20 protein-coding genes and 1 tRNA gene are annotated in these 20,561 nt (G+C 67.3%); 12 read left to right on the forward strand and 9 right to left on the reverse strand.

Translation table 11 applies throughout. The features are described 5' to 3' along the window. Window positions 1-71 precede the first annotated feature (71 nt). Window positions 72-1,226 (reverse strand): tRNA 2-thiouridine(34) synthase MnmA, encoded by a 1,155-nt coding sequence (gene mnmA, locus EOW66_RS17950; protein ID WP_380711092.1) that lies wholly within the window; start codon window positions 1,224-1,226, stop codon window positions 72-74. Between the two features lie 141 nt (window positions 1,227-1,367). On the opposite strand from mnmA, the gene sciP reads away from it, so the two are divergent. From sciP to EOW66_RS20855, 5 genes are all read left to right on the forward strand, one after another. Further along, the gene (gene sciP, locus EOW66_RS17955; RefSeq protein WP_128151402.1) at window positions 1,368-1,646 is read left to right on the forward strand and encodes a CtrA inhibitor SciP; all 279 of its coding nucleotides are present in this window, start codon (window positions 1,368-1,370) and stop codon (window positions 1,644-1,646) included. Window positions 1,647-1,741: 95 nt separating this feature from the next. Beyond that, window positions 1,742-2,455 (forward strand): response regulator transcription factor CtrA, encoded by a 714-nt coding sequence (gene ctrA, locus EOW66_RS17960; protein WP_113900329.1) that lies wholly within the window; start codon window positions 1,742-1,744, stop codon window positions 2,453-2,455. Window positions 2,456-2,513: 58 nt separating this feature from the next. After that, the gene (ligA, locus tag EOW66_RS17965; RefSeq protein WP_128157717.1) at window positions 2,514-4,928 is read left to right on the forward strand and encodes an NAD-dependent DNA ligase LigA; all 2,415 of its coding nucleotides are present in this window, start codon (window positions 2,514-2,516) and stop codon (window positions 4,926-4,928) included. Then, window positions 4,925-7,015 carry an ATP-dependent DNA helicase RecG gene (gene recG, locus EOW66_RS17970; protein WP_128157718.1) on the forward strand — a complete coding sequence of 697 codons (2,091 nt, stop codon included), beginning with the start codon at window positions 4,925-4,927 and terminating at the stop codon, window positions 7,013-7,015. The genes ligA and recG overlap by 4 nt, the downstream gene beginning before the upstream one ends. Before the next feature lie 78 nt (window positions 7,016-7,093). Then, the gene (locus tag EOW66_RS20855; RefSeq protein ID WP_275402054.1) at window positions 7,094-7,216 is read left to right on the forward strand and encodes a hypothetical protein; all 123 of its coding nucleotides are present in this window, start codon (window positions 7,094-7,096) and stop codon (window positions 7,214-7,216) included. A 152-nt stretch (window positions 7,217-7,368) separates the two neighbouring features. Here the strand turns inward: EOW66_RS20855 and EOW66_RS17975 are convergent, their stop codons facing one another. After that, window positions 7,369-7,809, reverse strand: coding sequence for an iron-sulfur cluster assembly scaffold protein (locus tag EOW66_RS17975; RefSeq protein ID WP_128157719.1), 441 nt, complete (start codon window positions 7,807-7,809; stop codon window positions 7,369-7,371). 60 nt (window positions 7,810-7,869) lie between these two features. Between EOW66_RS17975 and hisI the strand changes: the two genes are divergently transcribed. Then, entirely contained in the window at window positions 7,870-8,229 is a 360-nt protein-coding gene (hisI, locus tag EOW66_RS17980) for a phosphoribosyl-AMP cyclohydrolase (RefSeq protein WP_128157720.1), read from the forward strand. 1 nt (window position 8,230) lies between these two features. On the opposite strand, the gene gluQRS is transcribed toward hisI, so the two are convergent. The 6 genes from gluQRS to EOW66_RS18010 form a co-directional block, all read right to left on the reverse strand. Continuing rightward, window positions 8,231-9,067 (reverse strand): tRNA glutamyl-Q(34) synthetase GluQRS, encoded by an 837-nt coding sequence (gluQRS, locus tag EOW66_RS17985; RefSeq protein ID WP_128157721.1) that lies wholly within the window; start codon window positions 9,065-9,067, stop codon window positions 8,231-8,233. Between the two features lies 1 nt (window position 9,068). Continuing rightward, the gene (gene trmFO / locus EOW66_RS17990) at window positions 9,069-10,412 is read right to left on the reverse strand and encodes a methylenetetrahydrofolate--tRNA-(uracil(54)-C(5))-methyltransferase (FADH(2)-oxidizing) TrmFO (RefSeq protein WP_128157722.1); all 1,344 of its coding nucleotides are present in this window, start codon (window positions 10,410-10,412) and stop codon (window positions 9,069-9,071) included. Between the two features lie 93 nt (window positions 10,413-10,505). Then, window positions 10,506-11,207, reverse strand: coding sequence for a hypothetical protein (locus tag EOW66_RS17995; protein ID WP_128157723.1), 702 nt, complete (start codon window positions 11,205-11,207; stop codon window positions 10,506-10,508). A gap of 35 nt (window positions 11,208-11,242) precedes the next feature. After that, window positions 11,243-13,981 (reverse strand): DNA gyrase subunit A, encoded by a 2,739-nt coding sequence (gyrA, locus tag EOW66_RS18000; protein WP_128157724.1) that lies wholly within the window; start codon window positions 13,979-13,981, stop codon window positions 11,243-11,245. Between the two features lie 157 nt (window positions 13,982-14,138). Next, window positions 14,139-14,621: a disulfide bond formation protein B gene (locus tag EOW66_RS18005; RefSeq protein WP_128157725.1), complete on the reverse strand. Its 483-nt coding sequence runs from the start codon at window positions 14,619-14,621 to the stop codon at window positions 14,139-14,141. After that, a complete protein-coding gene (locus tag EOW66_RS18010) occupies window positions 14,621-15,199 on the reverse strand; it encodes a YqaA family protein (protein ID WP_128157726.1) in 579 nt (192 codons plus the stop codon). The genes EOW66_RS18005 and EOW66_RS18010 overlap by 1 nt, the downstream gene beginning before the upstream one ends. A 134-nt stretch (window positions 15,200-15,333) precedes the next feature. Between EOW66_RS18010 and ypfJ the strand changes: the two genes are divergently transcribed. Both ypfJ and EOW66_RS18020 read left to right on the forward strand, forming a co-directional pair. Beyond that, window positions 15,334-16,188, forward strand: coding sequence for a KPN_02809 family neutral zinc metallopeptidase (gene ypfJ, locus EOW66_RS18015; RefSeq protein ID WP_128157727.1), 855 nt, complete (start codon window positions 15,334-15,336; stop codon window positions 16,186-16,188). 68 nt (window positions 16,189-16,256) lie between these two features. Then, window positions 16,257-16,340: transfer RNA gene (locus EOW66_RS18020), tRNA-Leu, on the forward strand. A 219-nt stretch (window positions 16,341-16,559) separates the two neighbouring features. Here EOW66_RS18020 and EOW66_RS18025 read toward each other — a convergent pair. Continuing rightward, on the reverse strand, window positions 16,560-17,477 hold the full coding sequence (locus EOW66_RS18025; RefSeq protein ID WP_239017626.1) for a LysR family transcriptional regulator: 918 nt from the start codon (window positions 17,475-17,477) through the stop codon (window positions 16,560-16,562). 131 nt (window positions 17,478-17,608) lie between these two features. On the opposite strand from EOW66_RS18025, the gene EOW66_RS18030 reads away from it, so the two are divergent. From EOW66_RS18030 to EOW66_RS18045, 4 genes are all read left to right on the forward strand, one after another. After that, entirely contained in the window at window positions 17,609-18,358 is a 750-nt protein-coding gene (locus EOW66_RS18030) for an SDR family NAD(P)-dependent oxidoreductase (protein WP_128157729.1), read from the forward strand. Continuing rightward, window positions 18,355-18,612: a hypothetical protein gene (locus EOW66_RS18035; RefSeq protein WP_206363735.1), complete on the forward strand. Its 258-nt coding sequence runs from the start codon at window positions 18,355-18,357 to the stop codon at window positions 18,610-18,612. Before EOW66_RS18030 ends, EOW66_RS18035 begins: the two co-directional genes overlap by 4 nt. A gap of 93 nt (window positions 18,613-18,705) precedes the next feature. Beyond that, the gene (locus tag EOW66_RS18040; RefSeq protein ID WP_128157730.1) at window positions 18,706-19,878 is read left to right on the forward strand and encodes a low temperature requirement protein A; all 1,173 of its coding nucleotides are present in this window, start codon (window positions 18,706-18,708) and stop codon (window positions 19,876-19,878) included. 1 nt (window position 19,879) lies between these two features. After that, entirely contained in the window at window positions 19,880-20,533 is a 654-nt protein-coding gene (locus EOW66_RS18045; RefSeq protein WP_128157731.1) for a potassium channel family protein, read from the forward strand. Window positions 20,534-20,561: the final 28 nt, after the last annotated feature.

The following is a 20,561-nucleotide window of genomic DNA, read 5'->3' on the forward strand; positions in this document are numbered from 1 at the left end:
AATGGAAAACCCCTCGCCACGGCGAGGGGTTTTTCTTTGCCCGGTTCTTTTGCCCGAGGGGGGCAGGGCGGTCAGGCGGCGCGGCCCTTCCAGATCCAGCCGCCGCCAAGGATGCGCGTGCCGCCGGTCTCGTAGAAGACACAGGCCTGACCGGGGCTGACGCCTTCCTCGGGGTCGAGCAGCTCGACCTCGGCCTCGGTCGCGCTCAGCGGCCGCAAGATCGCCTCGCGCGGCGGGCGGGTCGAGCGGACCTTGACCGAGACATGCCATTCTGGCCGCGCGGCGAGCGCCTCGTCGCCAAGCCAGTTGATCTCGCGCACCGGGATGATGCGGGTGGCGAGCGCCTCCTTCGGGCCGACGATCACCCGCCGCGTCCCGGGATCGAGCCTGACGACGTAAAGCGGCTCGCCGCCGCCGATGCCAAGCCCGCGGCGCTGGCCGATGGTGTAATGGATCACGCCGCGATGCGTGCCCAGCACCCGGCCCGACAGATCGACGATCTCGCCCGGATCGGCGGCGCCCGGGCGCAGCTTCTCGATCACGCTCGCGTAGCTGCCGTTCGGCACGAAGCAGATGTCCTGGCTGTCGGGCTTGTCGGCGACCGGCAGGCCGTATTTCGCGGCAAGCGCCCGGGTCTCGGCCTTCGAGGCGAGGTGGCCGAGCGGGAAGCGCAGGAAGGTCAGCTGCTCGGGCGTGGTCGAGAACAGGAAATAGCTCTGGTCGCGGTTCGGATCGGCGGCGCAATGAAGCTCCGGCCCGGTCGGCCCGATCCGGCGCTGGATGTAATGGCCGGTCGCCATGCAATCGGCCTCGAGATCCTTCGCGGTCTCGAGCAGGTCCTTGAACTTCACCCGCTCGTTGCAGCGGATGCAGGGCACGGGGGTGGCGCCGGCCAGATAGGCATCGGCGAATTCCTCGATCACCGCCTCGCGGAAGGTATTCTCGTAATCGAGCACGTAATGCGGAAAGCCCATCGTCTCGGCGACGCGGCGGGCGTCGTGGATGTCCTGGCCCGCACAGCACGCGCCCTTTTTCGCCAGTGCCGCGCCATGGTCGTAAAGCTGCAGCGTCACGCCGACGACATCATAGCCTTCCTCGGCCAGCATCGCCGCCACCACCGAGCTGTCGACGCCGCCCGACATCGCCACCACGACTCGCGTCTCGGCCGGCGGTTTCGGCAGGCCGAGCGAGTTCAGGGGCATGTCGTCAGGCAAATCCTTGCTCATTTCGAGGGTCCTTTAACCAGACCCGCAGGAATATAGGAAAAACCCCGCCGCTCACAACCCTTTGCTTCACGCGGCGTTAAGACCGACAGGGCATGGTGGGGGCCGCAGATCTCGGGGAACGGAAGGTCGGAGGGGAGAGCTATGTATCTGAAGAAAGTCGATGGTCCGCGCTCGGTCACCCTGCCTGATGGCACGATTCTGACGCGCGCGGACTTGCCGCCGAAGGACACGCGCCGTTGGGTTGCGTCGCGCAAGGCGGTGCTGGTGCAGGCCGTTGCCTGTGGGTTGATTCCCCGGGCGGAGGTTTTGCAACGCTACGAACTTTCCGACGAGGAATTCGATCTCTGGACGGAGGCGGTGGAAAAACACGGGATTGCCGGGCTGAAAGTGACCGCGATTCAGAAATTCAGACAACTTTAAGTTGCGTAACGTTAAAAATATGCAACATTAAGGAGGTGTTAACCACTTGATGCGAGTCTCGAGAGCGATCGAGGGACGAATGCGGAGGACTGACGATGCGGATCTTGCTGGTGGAGGATGACCCCACGACCTCGCGCAGCATCGAGCTCATGCTGACCCATGCGAACCTGAATGTCTATTGCACGGATCTGGGCGAGGAGGGGATCGATCTCGCCAAGCTCTATGACTACGATCTGATCCTGCTCGATCTGAACCTGCCCGACATCAACGGGCTCGAGGTGCTGCGCCAGCTGCGCCTTGCCCGCGTCGACACGCCGATCCTGATCCTCACCGGCGCCGATGACACCGAGAACAAGATCAAGGGCTTCGGTTTCGGCGCCGACGATTACATGACGAAACCCTTCCACCGCGAGGAGCTGATCGCCCGCATCCACGCGATCATCCGCCGCTCCAAGGGCCATTCGCAATCGGTGATCCGCACCGGCAAGATCGCGGTCAACCTCGATGCGAAGACGGTCGAGGCGGGCGGGCGCCCGGTGCATCTGACCGGCAAGGAATACCAGATGCTCGAACTGCTCAGCCTGCGCAAGGGCACCACCCTGACCAAGGAGATGTTCCTCAACCATCTCTACGGCGGCATGGACGAGCCGGAGCTGAAGATCATCGACGTCTTCATCTGCAAGCTGCGCAAGAAACTGTCGGAAGTGACCGAGGGCGAGAACTATATCGAGACGGTCTGGGGCCGCGGCTATGTGCTGCGCGACCCCGATCACAGCGCGCTTGGCGGTCGTGTCGCGATGGGCGCCTGAAGCTCTGGACGACCCTGCCGGCTGACCCTATGGATTGGGGCAGCCGAAAGGGACGAAGATGACGGACGACAAGCCCGCGATCGAAGAACTGACCCATGCGCAGGCCGCCGCCGAGCTGCCTGCGCTCGTTGCCGGCATCGAGGCCGCGAATACTGCCTATCACACGCTCGACGCGCCCGAGATTTCGGATGCGGATTATGACGCGCTGAAGCAGCGCCTGCGTGCGATCGAGCGGCGATTCCCCGATCTCGCCCGCCCCGACAGCCCGACCCAGCAGGTCGGCGGCGCGGTGGCCGAGGGCTTTGGCAAGGTCACCCATGCGGTGCCGATGCTCAGCCTCGAGAACGGCTTCACCGACGAGGACATCCGCGATTTCGACGGTCGGGTGCGCACCTATCTGGGCCTCGGCCCGGAAGCGCCGCTGACCTATACCGCCGAGCCGAAGATCGACGGGCTGTCGCTTGCCCTGCTCTATGAGAAGGGCGTGCTGGTGCAGGCCGCGACCCGCGGCGACGGCGAGGTCGGCGAGAATGTCACCGAGAACGCCCGCACCATCGCCGATATCCCGCAGCAGCTCGAGAACGCCCCCGAGGTGCTCGAGGTGCGCGGCGAGGTCTACATGAGCCATGCCGATTTCGAGGCGCTGAATGCGCGCCAGGAGGCGGCGGGAGAGAAGCCTTTCGCCAATCCGCGCAACGCCGCCGCGGGCTCGCTGCGCCAGCTTGACGCGCGCATCACCGCGGCGCGCTCGCTGCATTTCTTTGCCTATGCCTGGGGCGCGCATTCCGAACCCGTGGCCGAGACGCAAATGGCGGCGATGGAGCGCTTCCGCGCACTTGGCTTCACCGTCAACCCGCTCACCGTGCTGTGCGACGGACCGGGCGAGATGCTCGCCCATTACCGCGCCATCGAGGCGCAGCGCGCCACGCTCGGCTATGACATCGACGGCGTCGTCTACAAGGTGAACGACCTCGCGTTGCAGCGCCGGCTTGGCTATCGCTCGACCACGCCGCGCTGGGCGATCGCGCACAAGTTCCCGGCGCAGACTGCCTGGACGCTGCTGGAACGGATCGAGATTCAGGTCGGCCGCACCGGCGCGCTCAGCCCGGTGGCGCGGCTGATGCCGGTCACCGTCGGCGGTGTCGTGGTCTCGAACGCGACGCTGCACAACGAGGATTACATCGCCGGCCGCAACTCCTTCGGCGAGGAGATCCGCGGCGGCAAGGACATCCGCGAGGGGGACTGGGTGCAGGTCTATCGCGCCGGCGACGTGATCCCGAAGGTGGCCGATGTCGACCTGAGCCGTCGGCCCGAAGGCGCCGCGCCCTATGTCTTCCCGGCGATCTGCCCGGAATGCGGCTCGCCCGCGATCCGCGAGGAGGGCGATGCGGTGCGCCGCTGCACCGGCGGGCTGATCTGCCCGGCGCAGGCGGTGGAGAAGCTGCGCCACTTCGTCTCGCGCGCGGCCTTCGACATCGAGGGGCTCGGCGCGAAGCAGATCGAGTTCTTCTATGAGCTGTGCCGGATCTCGGAACCCGCCGACATTTTCACCCTGGCGGCCCGCGATGGTCAGCCCGGGGCGCTGGTCGCCCGGCCGCGCGAGCGGCTGGCCCATCAGCTCGCCTTGCCAGACCGGGTGCCGGACCTGCTCGCAGGGCTGGCCGAGATGTTGCGGGCCGCGGGCGTGCCGGTCAATGAGGCCGACCCCGACCATGTCATCGCCGGCATCGAGTATCTGGCGGCGAAGCCGCTGGCCCGGGTCAAGGGCTGGGGCGAGAAATCGGCGCAGAACCTGTTTGCGGCGATCGAGCTGCGGCGCGAGATCGGGCTCGACCGGCTGATCTTCGCGCTTGGCATCCGCCATTGCGGCGAGGCGGCGGCGAAGGACGTGGCGCAGCATTACGGCAGCTGGGCGGCGATGGCCGAGGCGCTCGACCGCGCCCGCCCGGCGGCGCTGGCGCAGCGCGCGGCCGATGCGGCCGAAGAGGCCGAGCGGGCCGCGGCCCAGACCGAGGGCCGCCGCGCCCGCATCACCGAGGCGCGCAACGCGGCGATCGCCGCCCTTGATGTGCCGGCCGAGGCCACCGCCGCCTGGGCTGATCTTGTCGCCACCGACGGCATCGGCCCGGTGCTGGCACTGTCGCTCTCGGACGCTTTCGCGAACCCCGAGGAGCGCTCGGCCATCGACCGGCTGGTGGCGCAGCTCACCATCCTGCCGCCGCCGGCCAAGGCCGCAAGCGGCGCGATCGCCGGCAAGACGCTCGTCTTCACCGGCACGCTCGAGAAGATGACGCGGGCCGAGGCGAAGGCGCGGGCCGAGGCGCTTGGCGCCAAGGTGGCGGGCTCGGTCTCGGCGAAGACCGATCTGGTCATCGCCGGCCCGGGCGCCGGCTCGAAGGCCGCGAAGGCCGCCGAGCTTGGCATCGAGGTGATCGACGAGGACGCCTGGCTCGCGCTGGCGCAGGGCACATGAGCGGCCGCCCCGCGGGTCTCTTTCCGCTGTTTGCCGGGCTCGAGACCTTGCCCGGCATCGGCGCCAAGACCGCGGCGGCGCTCGCGCAGCTCGACATTGCGCGGCCGCGCGACGTGCTTTTCGCGCTGCCGCATTCGGTCATCGACCGCACGCCCTTGCGCACGATCCGCGAGGCGGTGCCGCCCGCCATCGTCACCGTCGAAGTCACCATCGACGCCCATGTGCCGGCACGGCGCAAGGGCGGGCCGTCGCGGGTGCTGGTGCATGACGCAGAAGCCGAGTTCGCGCTGGTCTTCTTCCACGCCCGCGGCGATTTTCTGGAACGGCAGCTGCCCATCGGCGCGCGGCGTCTCGTCTCGGGCAAGCTCGAACTCTTCGACGGCACCGCGCAGATGGTCCACCCCGATCACCTGTTGCCGCCCGAAGAGGCGGACAAGCTGCCGCGTTTCGAGCCGGTCTATCCGCTTGGGGCCGGGGTGACGCAGCGGGTGATGGCGAAGGCGGCCGAGGGGGCGCTGGCCCGTCTGCCCGATCTGGCCGAATGGATCGACCCGGCGCTGCGGGCGCGCGAGGGCTGGCCGGGCTGGGCCGAGGCGCTGCGCACGGCCCATGCGCCCACGTCGCTTGCCGACACCGCGCCCACCACGCCCGCGCGCACCCGTCTCGCCTATGACGAGTTCTTCGCCCATCAGATGACGCTGGCGCTCGCCCGCCGGATGCAGCGGCGCGGCAAGGGCCGGGCAAGCCTTGGCGACGGCCGGCTGCGGGCGCGGGTGCTCGCCGCGCTGCCGTACCGGCCGACCGGCGCCCAGACCCGCGCGGTCGAGGAAATCAGCGCCGACATGGCCGCCGAGCGACGGATGAACCGGCTGCTGCAGGGCGATGTCGGCTCCGGCAAGACGCTCGTGGCGCTGCTCGCGCTGCTCGCCGCGGTCGAGGCGGGCGGGCAGGGGGTGATGATGGCCCCGACCGAGATCCTCGCCCGTCAGCACCACGAAGGGCTGGTCGAGCTGGCCGAGGCCGCGGGGGTGCGCCTTGCGCTGCTCACCGGCCGCGACAAGGGGGCAGAGCGGGCGGCAAAGCTGACTGATCTCGCCGAGGGCCGCATCCATATCCTGATCGGCACCCATGCGGTCTTTCAGAAGGACGTGGTCTTTCACGACCTGCGCCTTGTGATCGTCGACGAGCAGCACCGCTTCGGCGTTGCGCAGCGGATGGAGCTGGGCGCCAAGGGGCGGGCGGCGGATGTGCTGGTGATGACCGCAACGCCGATCCCGCGCTCGCTGGCGCTTGCCCAATACGGCGACATGGACGTCAGCCTGCTCGACGAGAAGCCGCCCGGGCGCAAGCCGGTGCAGACCGCGCTGATCTCGACCGCGCGGCTGGACGAGGTGGTCGCGCATCTGCGCCGTGCGGTGGCCGAGGGGCGGCAGGCCTATTGGGTCTGCCCGCTGGTCGAGGAGAGTGAGCGCGTCGATCTGACCGCCGCCGAGGACCGCTTCCTTGCCCTGCGTGCGGCGCTTGGCGAGGGCGTGGTGGGGCTCGTCCACGGCCAGATGCCGCCCGCCGAGAAGGACGCCGCAATGGCCGATTTCGTCGCCGGCCGCACCCGGGTTCTGGTCGCGACCACGGTGATCGAGGTCGGCGTGAACGTGCCCGCGGCCTCGATCATGGTGATCGAGCGGGCCGAGACCTTCGGCCTGGCACAGCTGCATCAGCTGCGCGGGCGCGTCGGGAGGGGGACGGCCGCATCGACCTGCCTGCTGCTCTATCAGCCGCCGCTCTCCGAAAGCGGCGAGCGGCGGCTGGCGATCCTGCGCGAGAGCGAGGATGGCTTCCGCATCGCCGAGGAAGACCTTGCGATGCGCGGTGCGGGCGACGTGATCGGCACCGCGCAATCGGGCCTGCCGCGCTTCCGCATCGCCGATTTCGAACGTCAGGCCGGGCTGATGGCGCTCGCCCAAAGCGACGCGCGCACGCTTCTGGCCCGCGACCCGGACCTTGCCAGCGACCGCGGCCAGGCGGTGCGGGTCTTCCTGTGGCTGATGGAACAGGACCGCGCGATCCGGCTGATCGACGTCGGCTGAGCGATGTTCTCAAAAAGTTCTTTACTTGCGAAACGGGATATGAGAACAAAATAGCAACTGGAACGAAAGGAGTACGGAATGCGCAAGGATCTGAACGCCACCCTCGGCCGGTCGCCGAACACTCTGATGCACGACGCCCTGGGCGCTCTTTCGCTGTGCGTCACTTTCGTTGCGGTTCTCTATCTGCCCGGGCTGTTCTGAGCCCGGCCCCGTTCACTGCCTCGCGCTTTCGCTGCCGCCTCTGTCCCCGATGCGCGGCCGCCTGTCCAAAGAGGGGTTCCGCCCCCCGAAAGCGCTCCTGCGCCGCCATCTTCGGATGGCGGCGTTTTTTTTGTCCTGACAGCGGGGAGAGATCAGGCGGCGGAGGCGGCGGCGTCGAGCGCCGCAAGCGTCGCCTCGGGGGCAAGCAGGATCGAGGCGTGGCGGTTCGGATAGTCGCGCGCCGCCTGCAGCACCTCATAGTCGCCGAAGGGGGCGGCGGGCACCGGCCCGCCTTTCAGCATCGCGGCGAGCGCGTCGCGCAGCGCCGCCACCTCGTCGGGCGTGCGCCCGATCACCGCCGCGCCGAAGATCGCCGCCGAGGCCTGACCAAGCGCGCAGGCATGCACCTGCTGGCTGTAGCCGGTGATCCGCCCGTCCTGCAGCGTCAGCGAAACGGCAACGGTCGAGCCACAGAGCGGCGCGCGTTTGCGCGCGCTGGCATCCGGGGCGGCCAGCGGCTCGGTGAACGGGATGTCCGCGGCGAGCGCCAGGATGCGCTGCGAATAGAGCTTGAACAGATCGGCGTCGCTCATGGCTTTTCCCCCGGGGTTGCGCAGGGTAGATAGGACGGCACAACGCGCAAGGAAAGCCCGATGAGTTTCGACCCCGCCACACTGAAATACGACGCCAACGGCCTGATCCCGGCAATCGCGCAGGACGCGGCGACCGGGGATGTGCTGATGATGGCCTGGATGAATGCCGAAAGCCTCGCGCGCACGCTCGAGACCGGGCAGGTGACCTATTGGTCGCGCTCGCGCCAGAGCTTCTGGGCGAAGGGCGAAAGCTCGGGCCATGTGCAGCGGCTGGTCGAGCTGCGCATCGACTGCGATCGCGACTGTCTGCTGCTGCTCGTCGATCAGACCGGCCCGGCCTGTCACACCAACCGCCGCTCGTGCTTCTACACCGCGCTGCGGCAGGGCGACGAGGTCGAGATCCTGAAGCCGATGGAGTGAGCTACAGCCCGACCATGCGGCGGATATCGGCCGGGGTCGCGCCCTCGGCCCGATATTTCGCCAGCGCCCTTGCATCGTCGCGCTTCGCCAGCCTCTTGCCGACCTCATCCCGGATCAGCCTGTGATGGCAATAGGTTGGCGTTGGAAGCTCAAGTAGTTTCTGAAGCGTGACATGGATCGCCGTCGCCTCGAACAGGTCTTCGCCGCGGGTCACGAGCGTCACCCCCTGCGCCGCATCATCGAGCACCACCGAGAGATGGTAGGAGGTGCCCATGTCGCGCCGCGAAAGCACCACATCGCCGACCTCGCGGATCATCCGCTCGCGCGTGATCGCATGGATGCCGCGGTATTTCTCGCCGATTTCGGTGAAGGAACAGGCGGTTGCAGCGCGATCCATATACAGCCGCAGGGCCGCGTCGGGCAGCGGTTCGCCGGGTTTCGGTGCGCCCGTCAGCCGGCAGGTGCCGGGATAGATGATGCCGTCGGGGCCAAGCGGCACGCCTTCCTGCGGCGCCGAAGCGGCGGCCTCGATATCGCGGCGGCTGCAGCTGCAGGCGAAGAGGAATCCGGAATTCCACAGCTTTTCAAGGCAGTCTCGATAGATCTTCAGGCGCTCTGACTGCCGCATCACCGGCCCGTCCCAGCTCAGCCCGAGCCAGCGCAGGTCGTCCTGGATCTGCGCTTCCCATTCGGGTTTCGAACGCTGCCGGTCGATGTCCTCGATCCGCAGTAGGAACCGCCCGCCCGCCGCGCGCGCCATGTCATGGGCGAGGATCGCGCTATAGGCATGGCCCAGATGCAGCGGCCCGGTCGGCGAAGGCGCGAACCGGGTGATCATCTCAGCTTTGCGCCGCAAGCCATTGCGTGAACAGCTCTTTCGCCCGGTCTGTATATCCCTTGTAGCGGTCCTTGCGGCCCTTGCGGCCGCCGCGGGCTTCCTCGAGCGGCGGGAACAGGCCGAAGTTCACGTTCATCGGCTGGAAGCTTTTCGCCTCGGCGCCGCCGGTGATGTGGTTCACCAGACTGCCCATCGCGGTCTCGGGCGCGGGCGGCGGCAGGCTCTCGCCCCTGATCTCGGCCGCGGCCATGCGGCCCGCCAAAAGCCCCATCGCCGCGCTTTCGACATAGCCCTCGACGCCGGTGATCTGCCCGGCAAAGCGCAGGTTCGGCCGCAGTTTCAGCCGCATCTGGTCATCGAGCAGCGTCGGCGAGTTGATGAAGGTGTTGCGATGGATCCCGCCAAGACGCGCGAAGCTGGCGTTCTGAAGGGCTGGAATCATCTTGAAAACAGATGTTTGCGCGCCATACTTCATCTTCGTCTGGAAGCCGACGATATTGTAGAGCGTGCCAAGCGCATTGTCGCGGCGCAGCTGCACCACGGCATAGGCCTTTTCCTCGGGCTTGTGCGCATTGGTGAGCCCCACCGGCTTCATCGGTCCGTGGCGCAGCGTCTCGCGGCCGCGCTCGGCCATCACCTCGATCGGCAGGCAGCCGTCGAAATAGCCCGCGGTCTCGCCTTCGTGGAACTCGGTCTTCTCGGCCGCCAGCAGCGCGTCGATGAAGGCCTCGTACTCCGCCTTGGTCATCGGGCAGTTGATATAGGCGGTGCGCTCTTCCTCGGTCTCGCCCTTGTCGTAGCGGCTTTGCCGCCAGGCGATGTCCATTTCGATCGTCTCGGCATAGACGATCGGCGCGATCGCGTCGAAGAAGGCGAGGCTCTCGGCGCCGGTCACGGTGCGGATGCTTTGCGCGAGCGCGCCCGAGGTCAGCGGCCCGGTGGCAACGATCCAGTGCCCCGAGGTGGGCAGTTCGGTGATTTCCTCGTCGGCGAAGGAGATCAGCGGGTGCGACCGCAGCGCCGCCGTCACCGCCTGCGAGAACGCCTCGCGGTCGACGGCAAGGGCGCCGCCGGCGGGCAGCGAATGGCGGTCGGCGGTGCCCATGATCAGCCCGCCCGCGGCGCGCATTTCCCAATGCAGCAGGCCCACGGCGTTGCGCTCGTCATCGTCCGAGCGGAACGAGTTCGAACAGACCATTTCGGCGAAATCGCCACTTTGATGCGCGAAGGTGGCGACCTTCGGCCGCATCTCGTGCAGCACGACGGCGATGCCCGCCTGCGCGGCCTGCCAGGCGGCTTCCGATCCGGCCATGCCGCCGCCGATGATGTGAAGTGTCTCGCTCATGGGGTCCGTTTACGGTGGGTTGCGGAAAAAGGAAAGCGCCCTCACGGGGAGGGCGCCGGGGACGCCCCCGAAGGGGCGCCGAAGGGCAAGGGCTCAGAGCCCGGGCAGGAAGTCCTGGATGCCGCGGCCGCCGAAGGTCACGCCATTGTTGTTGCCGAAGGTGGCCTTCACGCCGACGCCGACAAAGCTTTCGGCCGCCATGCCGTCGCCGTCGTAGAAGCCGAGCTCGCCGGTGGCCTGAATGCCGGGGGTGATTTCGTAGCCGGCGGTGCCGCTGATGCGGTAGTTGTTGTCGCCCTCGCCATGGACGATGTCGACCCGGCCGCCGAGGTCGAGCTGCTGGTTCACCGCATAGCCGCCGCGCAGGGTCAGACCGTTGGCGTTCTTGCCCATGCTGTCGAAGTGGGTGAACGCCGCCTCATAGGAGATCTGATTGACCTTGTTGGCGAATTCGAGGCCGTAATAGATCACGTCCTGATTGTCGAGCCAGTCATGGCCGACGAAGGCGCCGGCGGCCATGGTGTCGGTCGGACGATAGCTGCCGTGCAGGGTGAAGGTGGTGCCGTCCCAGTTGGTCAGCCCGTAGTAGCGCTGCGCGAGATCGCCCTGCACCGAGAACTGCGGCCCGATGCCATATTCGAGCGCACCGCCGAGCGTGGCCTTGTTCAGGTCACGCGCATCGGCGTCGGCCAGCGTCGAGTAGTGGAAACCGACCTCGGCGCCGGTCACTTCGGCGATCCCGGTCTGCGGCAGCAGCCCGGCCGCGCAAAGCGCGAGAAGAAGTTTTTTCTGCATCATGCACCTCATCAACTGCCCTCCTTCACGGAAGGTCATGCTTCACTGTCTTCATCGCCCTGGTCGGCGACGCGCGCCACCGTGACGACTTCTTCTTCGGCTCCGGTGTTGAACACCTTCACCCCGCCCGCCGAGCGCGAGCGGAAAGAGATCCCCGCCACCGGGCAGCGGATCGACTGGCCCGTCGAGGTGGCCAGCATGATCTGGTCCTCGTCCTCGACCGGGAAGGAGGCGACGAGCGCGCCACCGGGCATGCGCTTGTCGAAGGCGGTGACGCCCTGGCCGCCACGGCCGCGCACCGGGTAATCGTGGCTCGACGAGATCTTGCCCAGCCCCTTGGCGGTGACGGTCAGGATCAGGTCCTGTGCCGCGAGCATCTCGGCATAGCGCGCCTCGGACAGCGTGCCCTCGGCCACGGACTCGTCCTCGTCGGTCTCGACTTCGGTATCCTCGGTCTGGTCCTCGGCGCCATGTTCCGCGCGGTAGCGGCGGATGAAGGCGGCGCGTTCCCAGGGCTCGGCCTCGAAGTGGCGGATCACCGACATCGAGACGACCTTGTCGCCCCCGGCGAGGCGCACGCCGCGCACGCCGGTGGAGGAACGGCCCTTGAACACGCGCACCTCGGGGACGGGGAAGCGGATCGCCCGCCCGCCCGCCATCACCAGCATGATGTCATCCTCTTCGGTGCACATGCGGGTATCGACCAGCGTCACGCCCTCGGGCAGTTCCATCGCCCGCTTGCCGTTGCGCATCACCTTGGCAAAGTCGCTCAGCGCGTTGCGGCGCACGTCGCCGTCGGAGGTGGCGAAGAACACCTGATAGTTCCCCCATTCCTCCTCGGGCGCATCGACCGGCATCAGCGAGGCGACGGAGACGCCCTGCGGGATCGGCAGGATGTTGACGATCGCCTTGCCCTTCGAGGTGCGGCCCGCCAGCGGCAGGCGCCAGCACTTCAGGCTGTAGACCATGCCGTCGGTGGTGAAGAACAGAAGCTGCGTATGGGTGTTGGCGACGAAGAGGGTGGTGACGACATCGTCTTCCTTCGTCGCCATCGAGGCGAGCCCCTTGCCGCCGCGGCGCTGCGCGCGGAACTCGGCCAGCGGCGTGCGCTTGATGTAGCCGCCCGAGGTGATGGTGACGACCATGTCCTCGCGCTCGATCAGATCCTCGTCGTCAAGGTCGCCCGCCCAGTCGATGATCTCGGTGCGGCGCGGCACGGCGAATTGCTCCTTCACCTCGCGCAGCTCGGCCGAGATGATCGCCATGATCCGTTCGCGCGAGCCGAGGATCTCGAGGTAATCGCGGATTTTCGCGGCGAGATCGGCGAGTTCGTCGGTGACTTCCTTGACGCCGAGCTGGGTCAGGCGCTGCAGCCGCAGGTCGAGAATGGCGCGGGCCTGAATCTCGGAGAGGTTGTAGGTGCCGTCCTCGTTCATCTCGTGCAGCGGATCGTCGATCAGCCGGATATATCCGGCGATCTCATGCGCCGGCCAGCGCCGGGTCATCAGCTTTTCACGCGCTTCGGCGGCATCAACCGAGGCGCGGATCGTCGCGACGACCTCGTCGACGTTCGACACGGCAACGGCGAGACCGCACAGGATATGGCTGCGCTCGCGTGCCTTGCGCAGCTCCCAGGCCGTGCGGCGCGCCACCACTTCCTCGCGGAAGGTGATGAAATGGGTGAGGAAATCGCGCAGCGTCAGCTGTTCGGGCTTGCCGCCGTTCAGCGCCAGCATGTTGCAGCCGAAGGAGGTCTGCAGCGGCGTGAAGCGGTAAAGCTGGTTCAGCACCACGTCGGGGGTTGCGTCGCGCTTCAGCTCGATCACCACGCGCACGCCGACCCGGTCGGATTCATCGGCGATGTTCGAGATCCCCTCGAGCCGCTTGTCGCGCACGAGCTCGGCCATCTTCTCGATCATCGCCGCCTTGTTCACCTGGTAGGGGATGTCGTCGACGATGATCGCGTGGCGGTCCTTGCGGATCTCCTCGATCCGGGTCTTGGCGCGGATGATGACCGAACCGCGGCCCTCGAGATAGGCCTTGCGGATGCCGCCGCGGCCCATGATCTGCGCCCCGGTCGGGAAGTCGGGGCCGGGCACGATCTGCATCAGCGCCTCGGTCGACATGTCGGGCGTGTCGATCAGGGCGAGGGTCGCGTCGATCACCTCGCCGAGGTTGTGCGGCGGGATGTTGGTCGCCATGCCGACCGCGATGCCGCCCGCGCCGTTCACCAGCATGTTCGGGAAGCGCGCCGGAAGGACGGTGGGTTCCTTGTCCTTGCCGTCGTAGTTGTCCTGGAAGTCGACGGTGTCCTTTTCGATGTCGGCAAGCATGAAGGCCGAGGGCTTGTCCATGCGCACTTCGGTGTAGCGCATCGCCGCGGCGCTGTCGCCGTCCATCGAGCCGAAGTTGCCCTGACCGTCGAGCAGCGGCAGCGACATCGAGAAGTCCTGCGCCATGCGCACCAGCGCGTCATAGATCGCCGCGTCGCCATGCGGGTGATACTTACCCATGACGTCGCCGACCGGGCGGGCCGATTTGCGATAGGGCTTGTCCGCGGTGTTCCCGGTTTCGTGCATCGCGTAGAGGATGCGCCGGTGCACGGGCTTCAGACCGTCGCGCAGATCGGGGATCGCGCGGGACACGATCACGCTCATCGCGTAATCGAGATAGGCGGTCTTCATCTCCTCGGCGATCGAGACGGTGGGGCCGTCATAGACAGGCCGCTTCGGGCCTTCGTCGAGAGTTTCCGGCGTTTCGGGAGTATCGGTCACGCGCGTCTTCTTTTTCTAGATCTTGTTGGCCGTCTTATAGCCGATCCAACGGTTTGGGTGCAATCTCGAAGCGTCGTGCCGGGCGGCGACCGGCGGATTCGAGTATTTTTGCCAAGAAAAAACCATCGGCCGGCCCCCGGTGGCGCCGCCCTGCGGCTCAGGCGGTGGCGCGGGCTTTGAGAAAGGCCCAGACCCAGATCCCGGCGAAGACGAGCGAGCCGATCGCGTTCAGGTTCGCCATGGTGATGCCGAAGATCTCCCAGCTGATCTCGTCGCAGCGCACCAGCGGCGCGGCCTGGATCTGCGCGAGCAGGTCCTGTGCCGACAGTCCCGCGACCGGGTTCGAGGTGCAGGCATCGGGGCCGGCGAAGATGTGGCGCTCGACCCCCGAGTGGTAGAAGCCCAGCACCGAGGTGGTGAGGGCGGCGAGCGCGCCGAGAAGCGACAGCCCGATCGGCAGCCGGAACAGCAGCATCGCCGCGCCGAGAAGGGCGGCGAAGAGATGCGGCCAGCGCTGCTCGATGCAGAGCTCGCAGGGCGCGTAGCCGATCGCCTGGAAGATCAGCGCACCGACCAGCACCGCGGCCGAGCCGGCCGCGGCAAGGCCGACGAGGCGGCGGGGGGTGAGAAGGTCGAGCATCACAGATACCTCAACGCATAGAAGCCGCCGATCAGCAGCACCACGAAGGCAGAGAAGAGCGGGCCGAGCCAGCGCTCGATGAAGTCGCGGATCGGCGCGCCGAAGCGCCACAGCAGCCCCGCCACCACGAAGAAGCGCAGCGCGCGGGCGAGCACCGAGACGGCGAGGAAGAGCGGCAGCGACAGCTGCGTCGCCCCCGAGAAGATGGTGATCACCTTGTAGGGGAAGGGCGTGACGCCCGCGACCAGCACCGCCCAGCCGCCATAGTCGTTGAAGCGCAGGGCAAGCTCGTCGAACTTGTCGGCCTTGCCGTAGAATTCGAGGATCGGCTTGCCGATCGCATCCATGAAGCCGTAGCCGATCGCATAGCCGAGGCAGCCGCCGAGCACCGAGGCAAGGGTTGCGACGAAGGCGATCTTCCAGGCCTTCTCGCGCGCCGCCAGAACCATCGGGATCATCAGCACGTCGGGCGGAATCGGGAAGACCGAGCTTTCCACGAAGGCCACGACCGCCAGGGCCCAGATCGCGCGCGGATGGCAGGCAAGGCTCATCGTCCAGTCGTAAAGCCGTCGGATCATCTGCGCCCCATCTCCGGTTTCGCCTGATGTCTCGCCGCTCTGCGCTGCAAGGTCAAGCAGCGGCGCAAGCTTTTGCGTTGTGCGGGGGGAGGCGGAACCGTTAATCTCGCGCTTGTGACCAGTGGAGGTGTGCAATGAAATGGCAGGGACGGCGCGGCAGCCGCTACATCGAGGATCGGCGCGGGGCGTCGGGCAGCCCGCTGGGCCTGCGCGGGGCAGGCGGGCTCGGTGTGCTCGCGGTCGTCCTTGTCGGCTGGTATTTCGGCGTCGACCTGACGCCGCTGCTCGACCAGGGCGGGCAGGGGCCGTCGGTGCAGACCTCGGGCACGCTCAGCGAGGAAGACCAGCAGATGGGGGATTTCGTCTCGGTGACGCTCGCCGATACCGAGGAGGTCTGGGCGAAGATCTTCACCGACGAGCTCGGCCGCACCTATCACCCGGCGACGCTGGTGCTTTACAGCCAGGTGACGCAATCGCCCTGCGGCACGGCCTCGGGGGCGACGGGGCCGTTCTATTGCCCGAGCGACAAGAAGGTTTACCTCGACACCGATTTCTTCACCACGCTGTCGCGCGAGCTTGGCGCCTCGGGCGATTTCGCCGCCGCCTATGTCGTGGCGCATGAGATCGGCCACCATGTGCAGGACGAGCTGGGCGTGCTGTCGAAGGTGAACGCGCTGCGCGCGAAGGCGGGCGCGGCGGAGAGCAATGCGCTGTCCGTGCGCACCGAGCTGCAGGCCGATTGCCTGGCGGGGATCTGGGCCTTCCATGCCGAGGAGCAGTTCGGCACGATCGAGCGCGGCGACATCGCCGAGGCGATGAATGCGGCCGCGCGGATCGGCGACGACACGCTTCAGCGCAACGCCGGGCGCCGGCCGATGCCCGACAGCTTCACCCATGGCACCTCCGAACAGCGCCAGCGCTGGTTCGAGACCGGCTACGAGAGTGGCAATATCGGGCATTGCGACACCTTCTCGGTGGCCGAGCCCTGAGCCGGCGGCGGGCGGTGCGGCAAGCCTCTTGTCAGCCGCCCGGCCGCCCGCTACATGGGCAGGAACTGGCCCGAGTGGCGGAATGGTAGACGCAGGGGATTCAAAATCCTCCGCCGCAAGGCGTGCGAGTTCGAGTCTCGCCTCGGGCACCAGTTTGAAATCATTATAAAAGTCGTTCCGTCATCCCCTCGCGCGCAAGTCGCTTGCGGGGGGATTGCTGCATGTGCTCCCAAAGCCCTGTGTCGGTCTTGTGTCGTGCGACCAACGTCAGCGTCGATTTCGACAGCCGCTTTCGATTCGCCCTGGCGCGGAGGTGGGAGACCATCCCCGGCGACTGGCGGGCGGACCTGCGGAACGGCAGAGCTCCCGTTTCAGGAGCCGTGTCGCTCACCTCGCGCCTGCGGGGCGACGAACCCCTCGCGGCGCAGCAGCTCTTCCAGCCAGTCCATGAAGACCTTCAGCCGCGGTGCGAGGTGGCGTCTGCGGGCATAGAGGACCGAGATCGGAACCGGGGCGGGGCGGAAATCGGCCAGCACCTCGAGCAGCCGTCCGGCGGCGATATCCTCGGCCACGTCGCGCGCCGGCACCTGAATCAGCCCATGCCCGTGCAGCGCGCCGGCGACATAGCTCTCGGCGTTGTCGACGCAGAGATAGCTCTGCATCGGCACCGAGATGGCCCGGCCGTTCTCCTGCCCGTCCCATTCGGCCGCGGCGGCCGGCATCCTCAGCGCGTAATTGACCAGCACGTGCCGGCACAGCTCCTCGGGGCGGGCCGGAATCCCGTGCCGGGCGACATAGCCCGCCCCGGCGCAGGTCAGGATCGGCACATCGCCGAGCTTGCGGCAGATCAGCTCGCTGTCTTCGAGGTCGGCCATCCGCACCACGGCATCGACGCCTTCGGACACGAGGTCGACCATCCGGTCGGTCGCGCTGATATCGAGTGTCACCGCCGGATAGAGGGCGCGAAATTCGTGCAGGTGCGGGATCACCATGCGCCGGGCCATCCGGCTTGGCATGTCGACACGCAGCCGTCCTGAAATCTGCCCCGGGCGATGGCGGAACTGCCCTTCGGCCTGTGCCAGCGCATCGACGAGGTCGCGGGCGGTCTCGGCGAAGTGCAGCCCTTCCTGCGTCGGTCGCACCACCCGGGTCGTGCGCTGCAGGAGCTGCACGCCAAGCCGGTCCTCGAGCGCCTGCACCGTGGCCGAGACGGTCGAGCGCGGCAGGCCGAGCGCCGCCGCCGCGCGGGTGAAATTCCCGCTCTCGACGACCTGCACGAAGACTTGCATCTGCTGAATCCGATCCATGGGCATTGTTCGGCATTTCTGGCGAATGATGTCAAGATGTGGCTGTTTATCCAGAACAGGCCAATGTCTACCCTGTCCTGAACCGGGTCGTCCCGACCCGCAGGAGAGATGAGATGACGATCGCACTTGTAACGGGCGGAAGCCGGGGCCTTGGCCGTGACATGGCGCTTGCGCTTGCACAGGCGGGCACCGATGTGGTGCTGACCTATCTGGGCAATCGCGACAAGGCCGAGGCGGTGGTCGCCGAGATCAAGGCCAAGGGCCGAAAGGCCGCCGCGCTGCAGCTCGATGTGACCGACAGCGCAAGCTACGACGGTTTCTTCGCCACGCTCGGCGGGGTGCTCGGGGGCCTCGGCGCGGACCGGCTCGACTATCTGGTGAACAACGCGGGCGTCGGCATCCACGCGGCCTTTGACGAGACCACCGAGGCGCAGTTCGAGCAGATGGTGGCGACCCACCTGAAGCCGGCTTTCCTGCTCACGCAAAGGGCGCTGCCGCTGCTGCGCGACGGCGGCGGGGTGGTCAATGTCTCGAGCGGGCTCACCCGGTTCTCGCTTCCGGGCTATGCCGCCTATGCCGCGGTGAAGGGCGGGATCGAGGTGCTGACCCGCTATCAGGCGAAGGAGCTTGGCGCGCGCGGCATCCGGGTGAATGTCGTGGCGCCCGGCGCGATCGAGACCGATTTCGGCGGCGGCGCCGTGCGCGACAATGCCGGGATCAACGCCTTCATCGCCGCGCAGACGGCGCTTGGCCGGGCCGGCCGGCCCGATGACCTCGGCGGGGTCGTGGCCTTCCTGTGCTCGGAGGCGGCGAAATGGGTGACCGGCCAGCGGATCGAGGTTTCGGGGGGCATGTTCCTGTGAGCCATACGGCGCAGATGCTCCTCGGCGGTCTGGTCCTGCTGGCAGGGATCTATGGCATCGCGCATCTGCGCAGATGGCCGATGCGCCGGGCCTTTGCGGTTTTCGCGGCGCTCTGGGCGCTGGTCGCGGCGGTCAACCTCTGGGTCGGCGTCGCCCATGCGGGCTATGCGCTGGCCGAGGAGCTGCCGATCTTCGGGCTGGTCTTCGCGGTGCCCACCGCGCTTGCCTGGCTCGCCCTGCGGGGCCGGGCATGAGCGCAGGGCCCAGCGCCGGCCGCGGTCGGATTCGGGCTCTTTGATCTTCGGGAAAATTCGGGGATGATGCCGCATCTCCCTCAGGAAAGTTTCATGTCCAGCCTGTTCCAACGTCTCGCCCCGCCGGGCGCCCTGCGCAACCTCGGCCCCGAAGAAACGCCCCGTGTCACCACGATGGAGCTGTTCTTCGATCTGGTCTATGTCTTCACCATCATCCAGCTTTCGCATTACCTGCTCGAGCACGCGAGCGCGCTCGGCGCGCTCGAATATGCGACGCTTTTCGCCGCGGTCTGGTGGGCGTGGAACTATACCGCCTGGGCGGCGAACTGGCTCAATCCCGATCATCCGAGCGGGCGGGTGCTGATGATCGTGCTGATGGGCTGCGCGCTGGTGATGGCCATCGCCGCGCCACAGGCCTTCGGGGCGCGGGCGGGGCTTTTCGTGCTGGCCTATGTCGCGATGGCGCTGATCCGGGCGGGCTATATGGCCGTCGTCTTCCGCGGTCAGGTGATGGGGCGCAACTACGCCCAGCTTGGCGCCTGGAGCGCGATCTCGGGCGTCTTCTGGATTGCCGGGGCGCTGAGCGAACCCATGCGGCTCGGGCTCTGGATCCTTGCCGTCGCGATCGACTATGCCGCACCCTATCTGGGCTACTGGCTGCCCGGTAAGGGCGCGACGCCGATGTCGAGCTGGACGCTGAAGGGGCTGCACCTGTTCGAGCGCAACCAGCTGATCTTCATCATCGCACTCGGCGAGTCGATCCTGCTGCTTGGCGGCTATCTTGCGGGCCACGAGATCCATGCCGACACCGCCCTTGCCGCGCTGATCGGCTTCTTGCTGATCGTCACGCTGTGGTGGATCTATTTCGTCGATCTTGCCGAGCCGGGCGAACACCGCTTTCAGCACGAGACGGATCACACCAGCCTTGCGCGCGCGGGTCTGGCCTATGCCCATGGCGTGGCGGTCTGCGGCGCGATCGTCACCGCCGTCGCGATCGAGATGATCGTCGCGCATCCGCATGATCCGGTGCATGCCGAAACGGCGCTCATCGCCTTTGCCGGGCCGTCGCTGTTCCTGCTGGGCTGCACGATCTTCCATCGGGTCACTGCCGAGCGGCTGCGCGGGCTCTACCTGCTGGCGGTGGCGGCGCTGGCCGTCTGGAGCTGGGGCGCTCTCGGCCTGCATCTGAACGGGCTCTGGCTCGGGGCCGGGGTGCTGGCGATCCTGATGCTCATGGCCGGCCTCGCGCGTCGGAAGGCGGCCTGAGATGCTGTCGCTGCCCGTCGCGCGAAACCGGGTTCTCGCGAGTGGCGCATTGCTCGCCGCGATCCTGATCCACAACCTGACCTACCCGCTCTCGGCCGCGGGCGGGGCATGGCCTGCGCTGTTCTACGGCTTTTACGCCTCGATCTTCGTCGTGGCGACATGGGCGCTGAGCGCGTCGAAGGGCATGCGGGCGGCGATGGCCGGTATCGGCCTTGTGACCCTCGTCGCGGGGCTGATGAATTCTTACGCTCCGACCGGGGGCACGGCGCTCGCGGTCTTTCTGAGCTCTATCGCGTATCACATCGGAATGATTGTGGTTCTGGCGCGCTACACATTCGGCGCGCGCACCGTGATGACCGATGTGCTCCTGTCGGCGACCTCGCTCTATCTGGTGATCGGCTCCGGCTTTGCCGCGCTGCTGTCCCTTGTCGAATGGAGCGCGCCGGGCTCGTTCGTGGCGAGTTCCGGTGCCCCCGTCGGCTGGCAGCAGATGCTGTATTTCAGCTATGTGACGATGACGACCGTCGGCTATGGCGACATCACGCCCGTGGGGTTTTACGCCCAGTCGTTTGCCTCATTCGAGGCCATCGGCGGCACGCTCTACTCGGTCCTTCTGCTCTCGCGGCTGGTCGGATTGCATACCAGCCGCGTCTAGCGGCTGGTATGTCCGGTCCGGTCTCGTC

This window comes from Paenirhodobacter huangdaonensis (genome assembly GCF_004022465.1).
Lineage (GTDB): Bacteria > Pseudomonadota > Alphaproteobacteria > Rhodobacterales > Rhodobacteraceae > Rhodobacter > Rhodobacter huangdaonensis.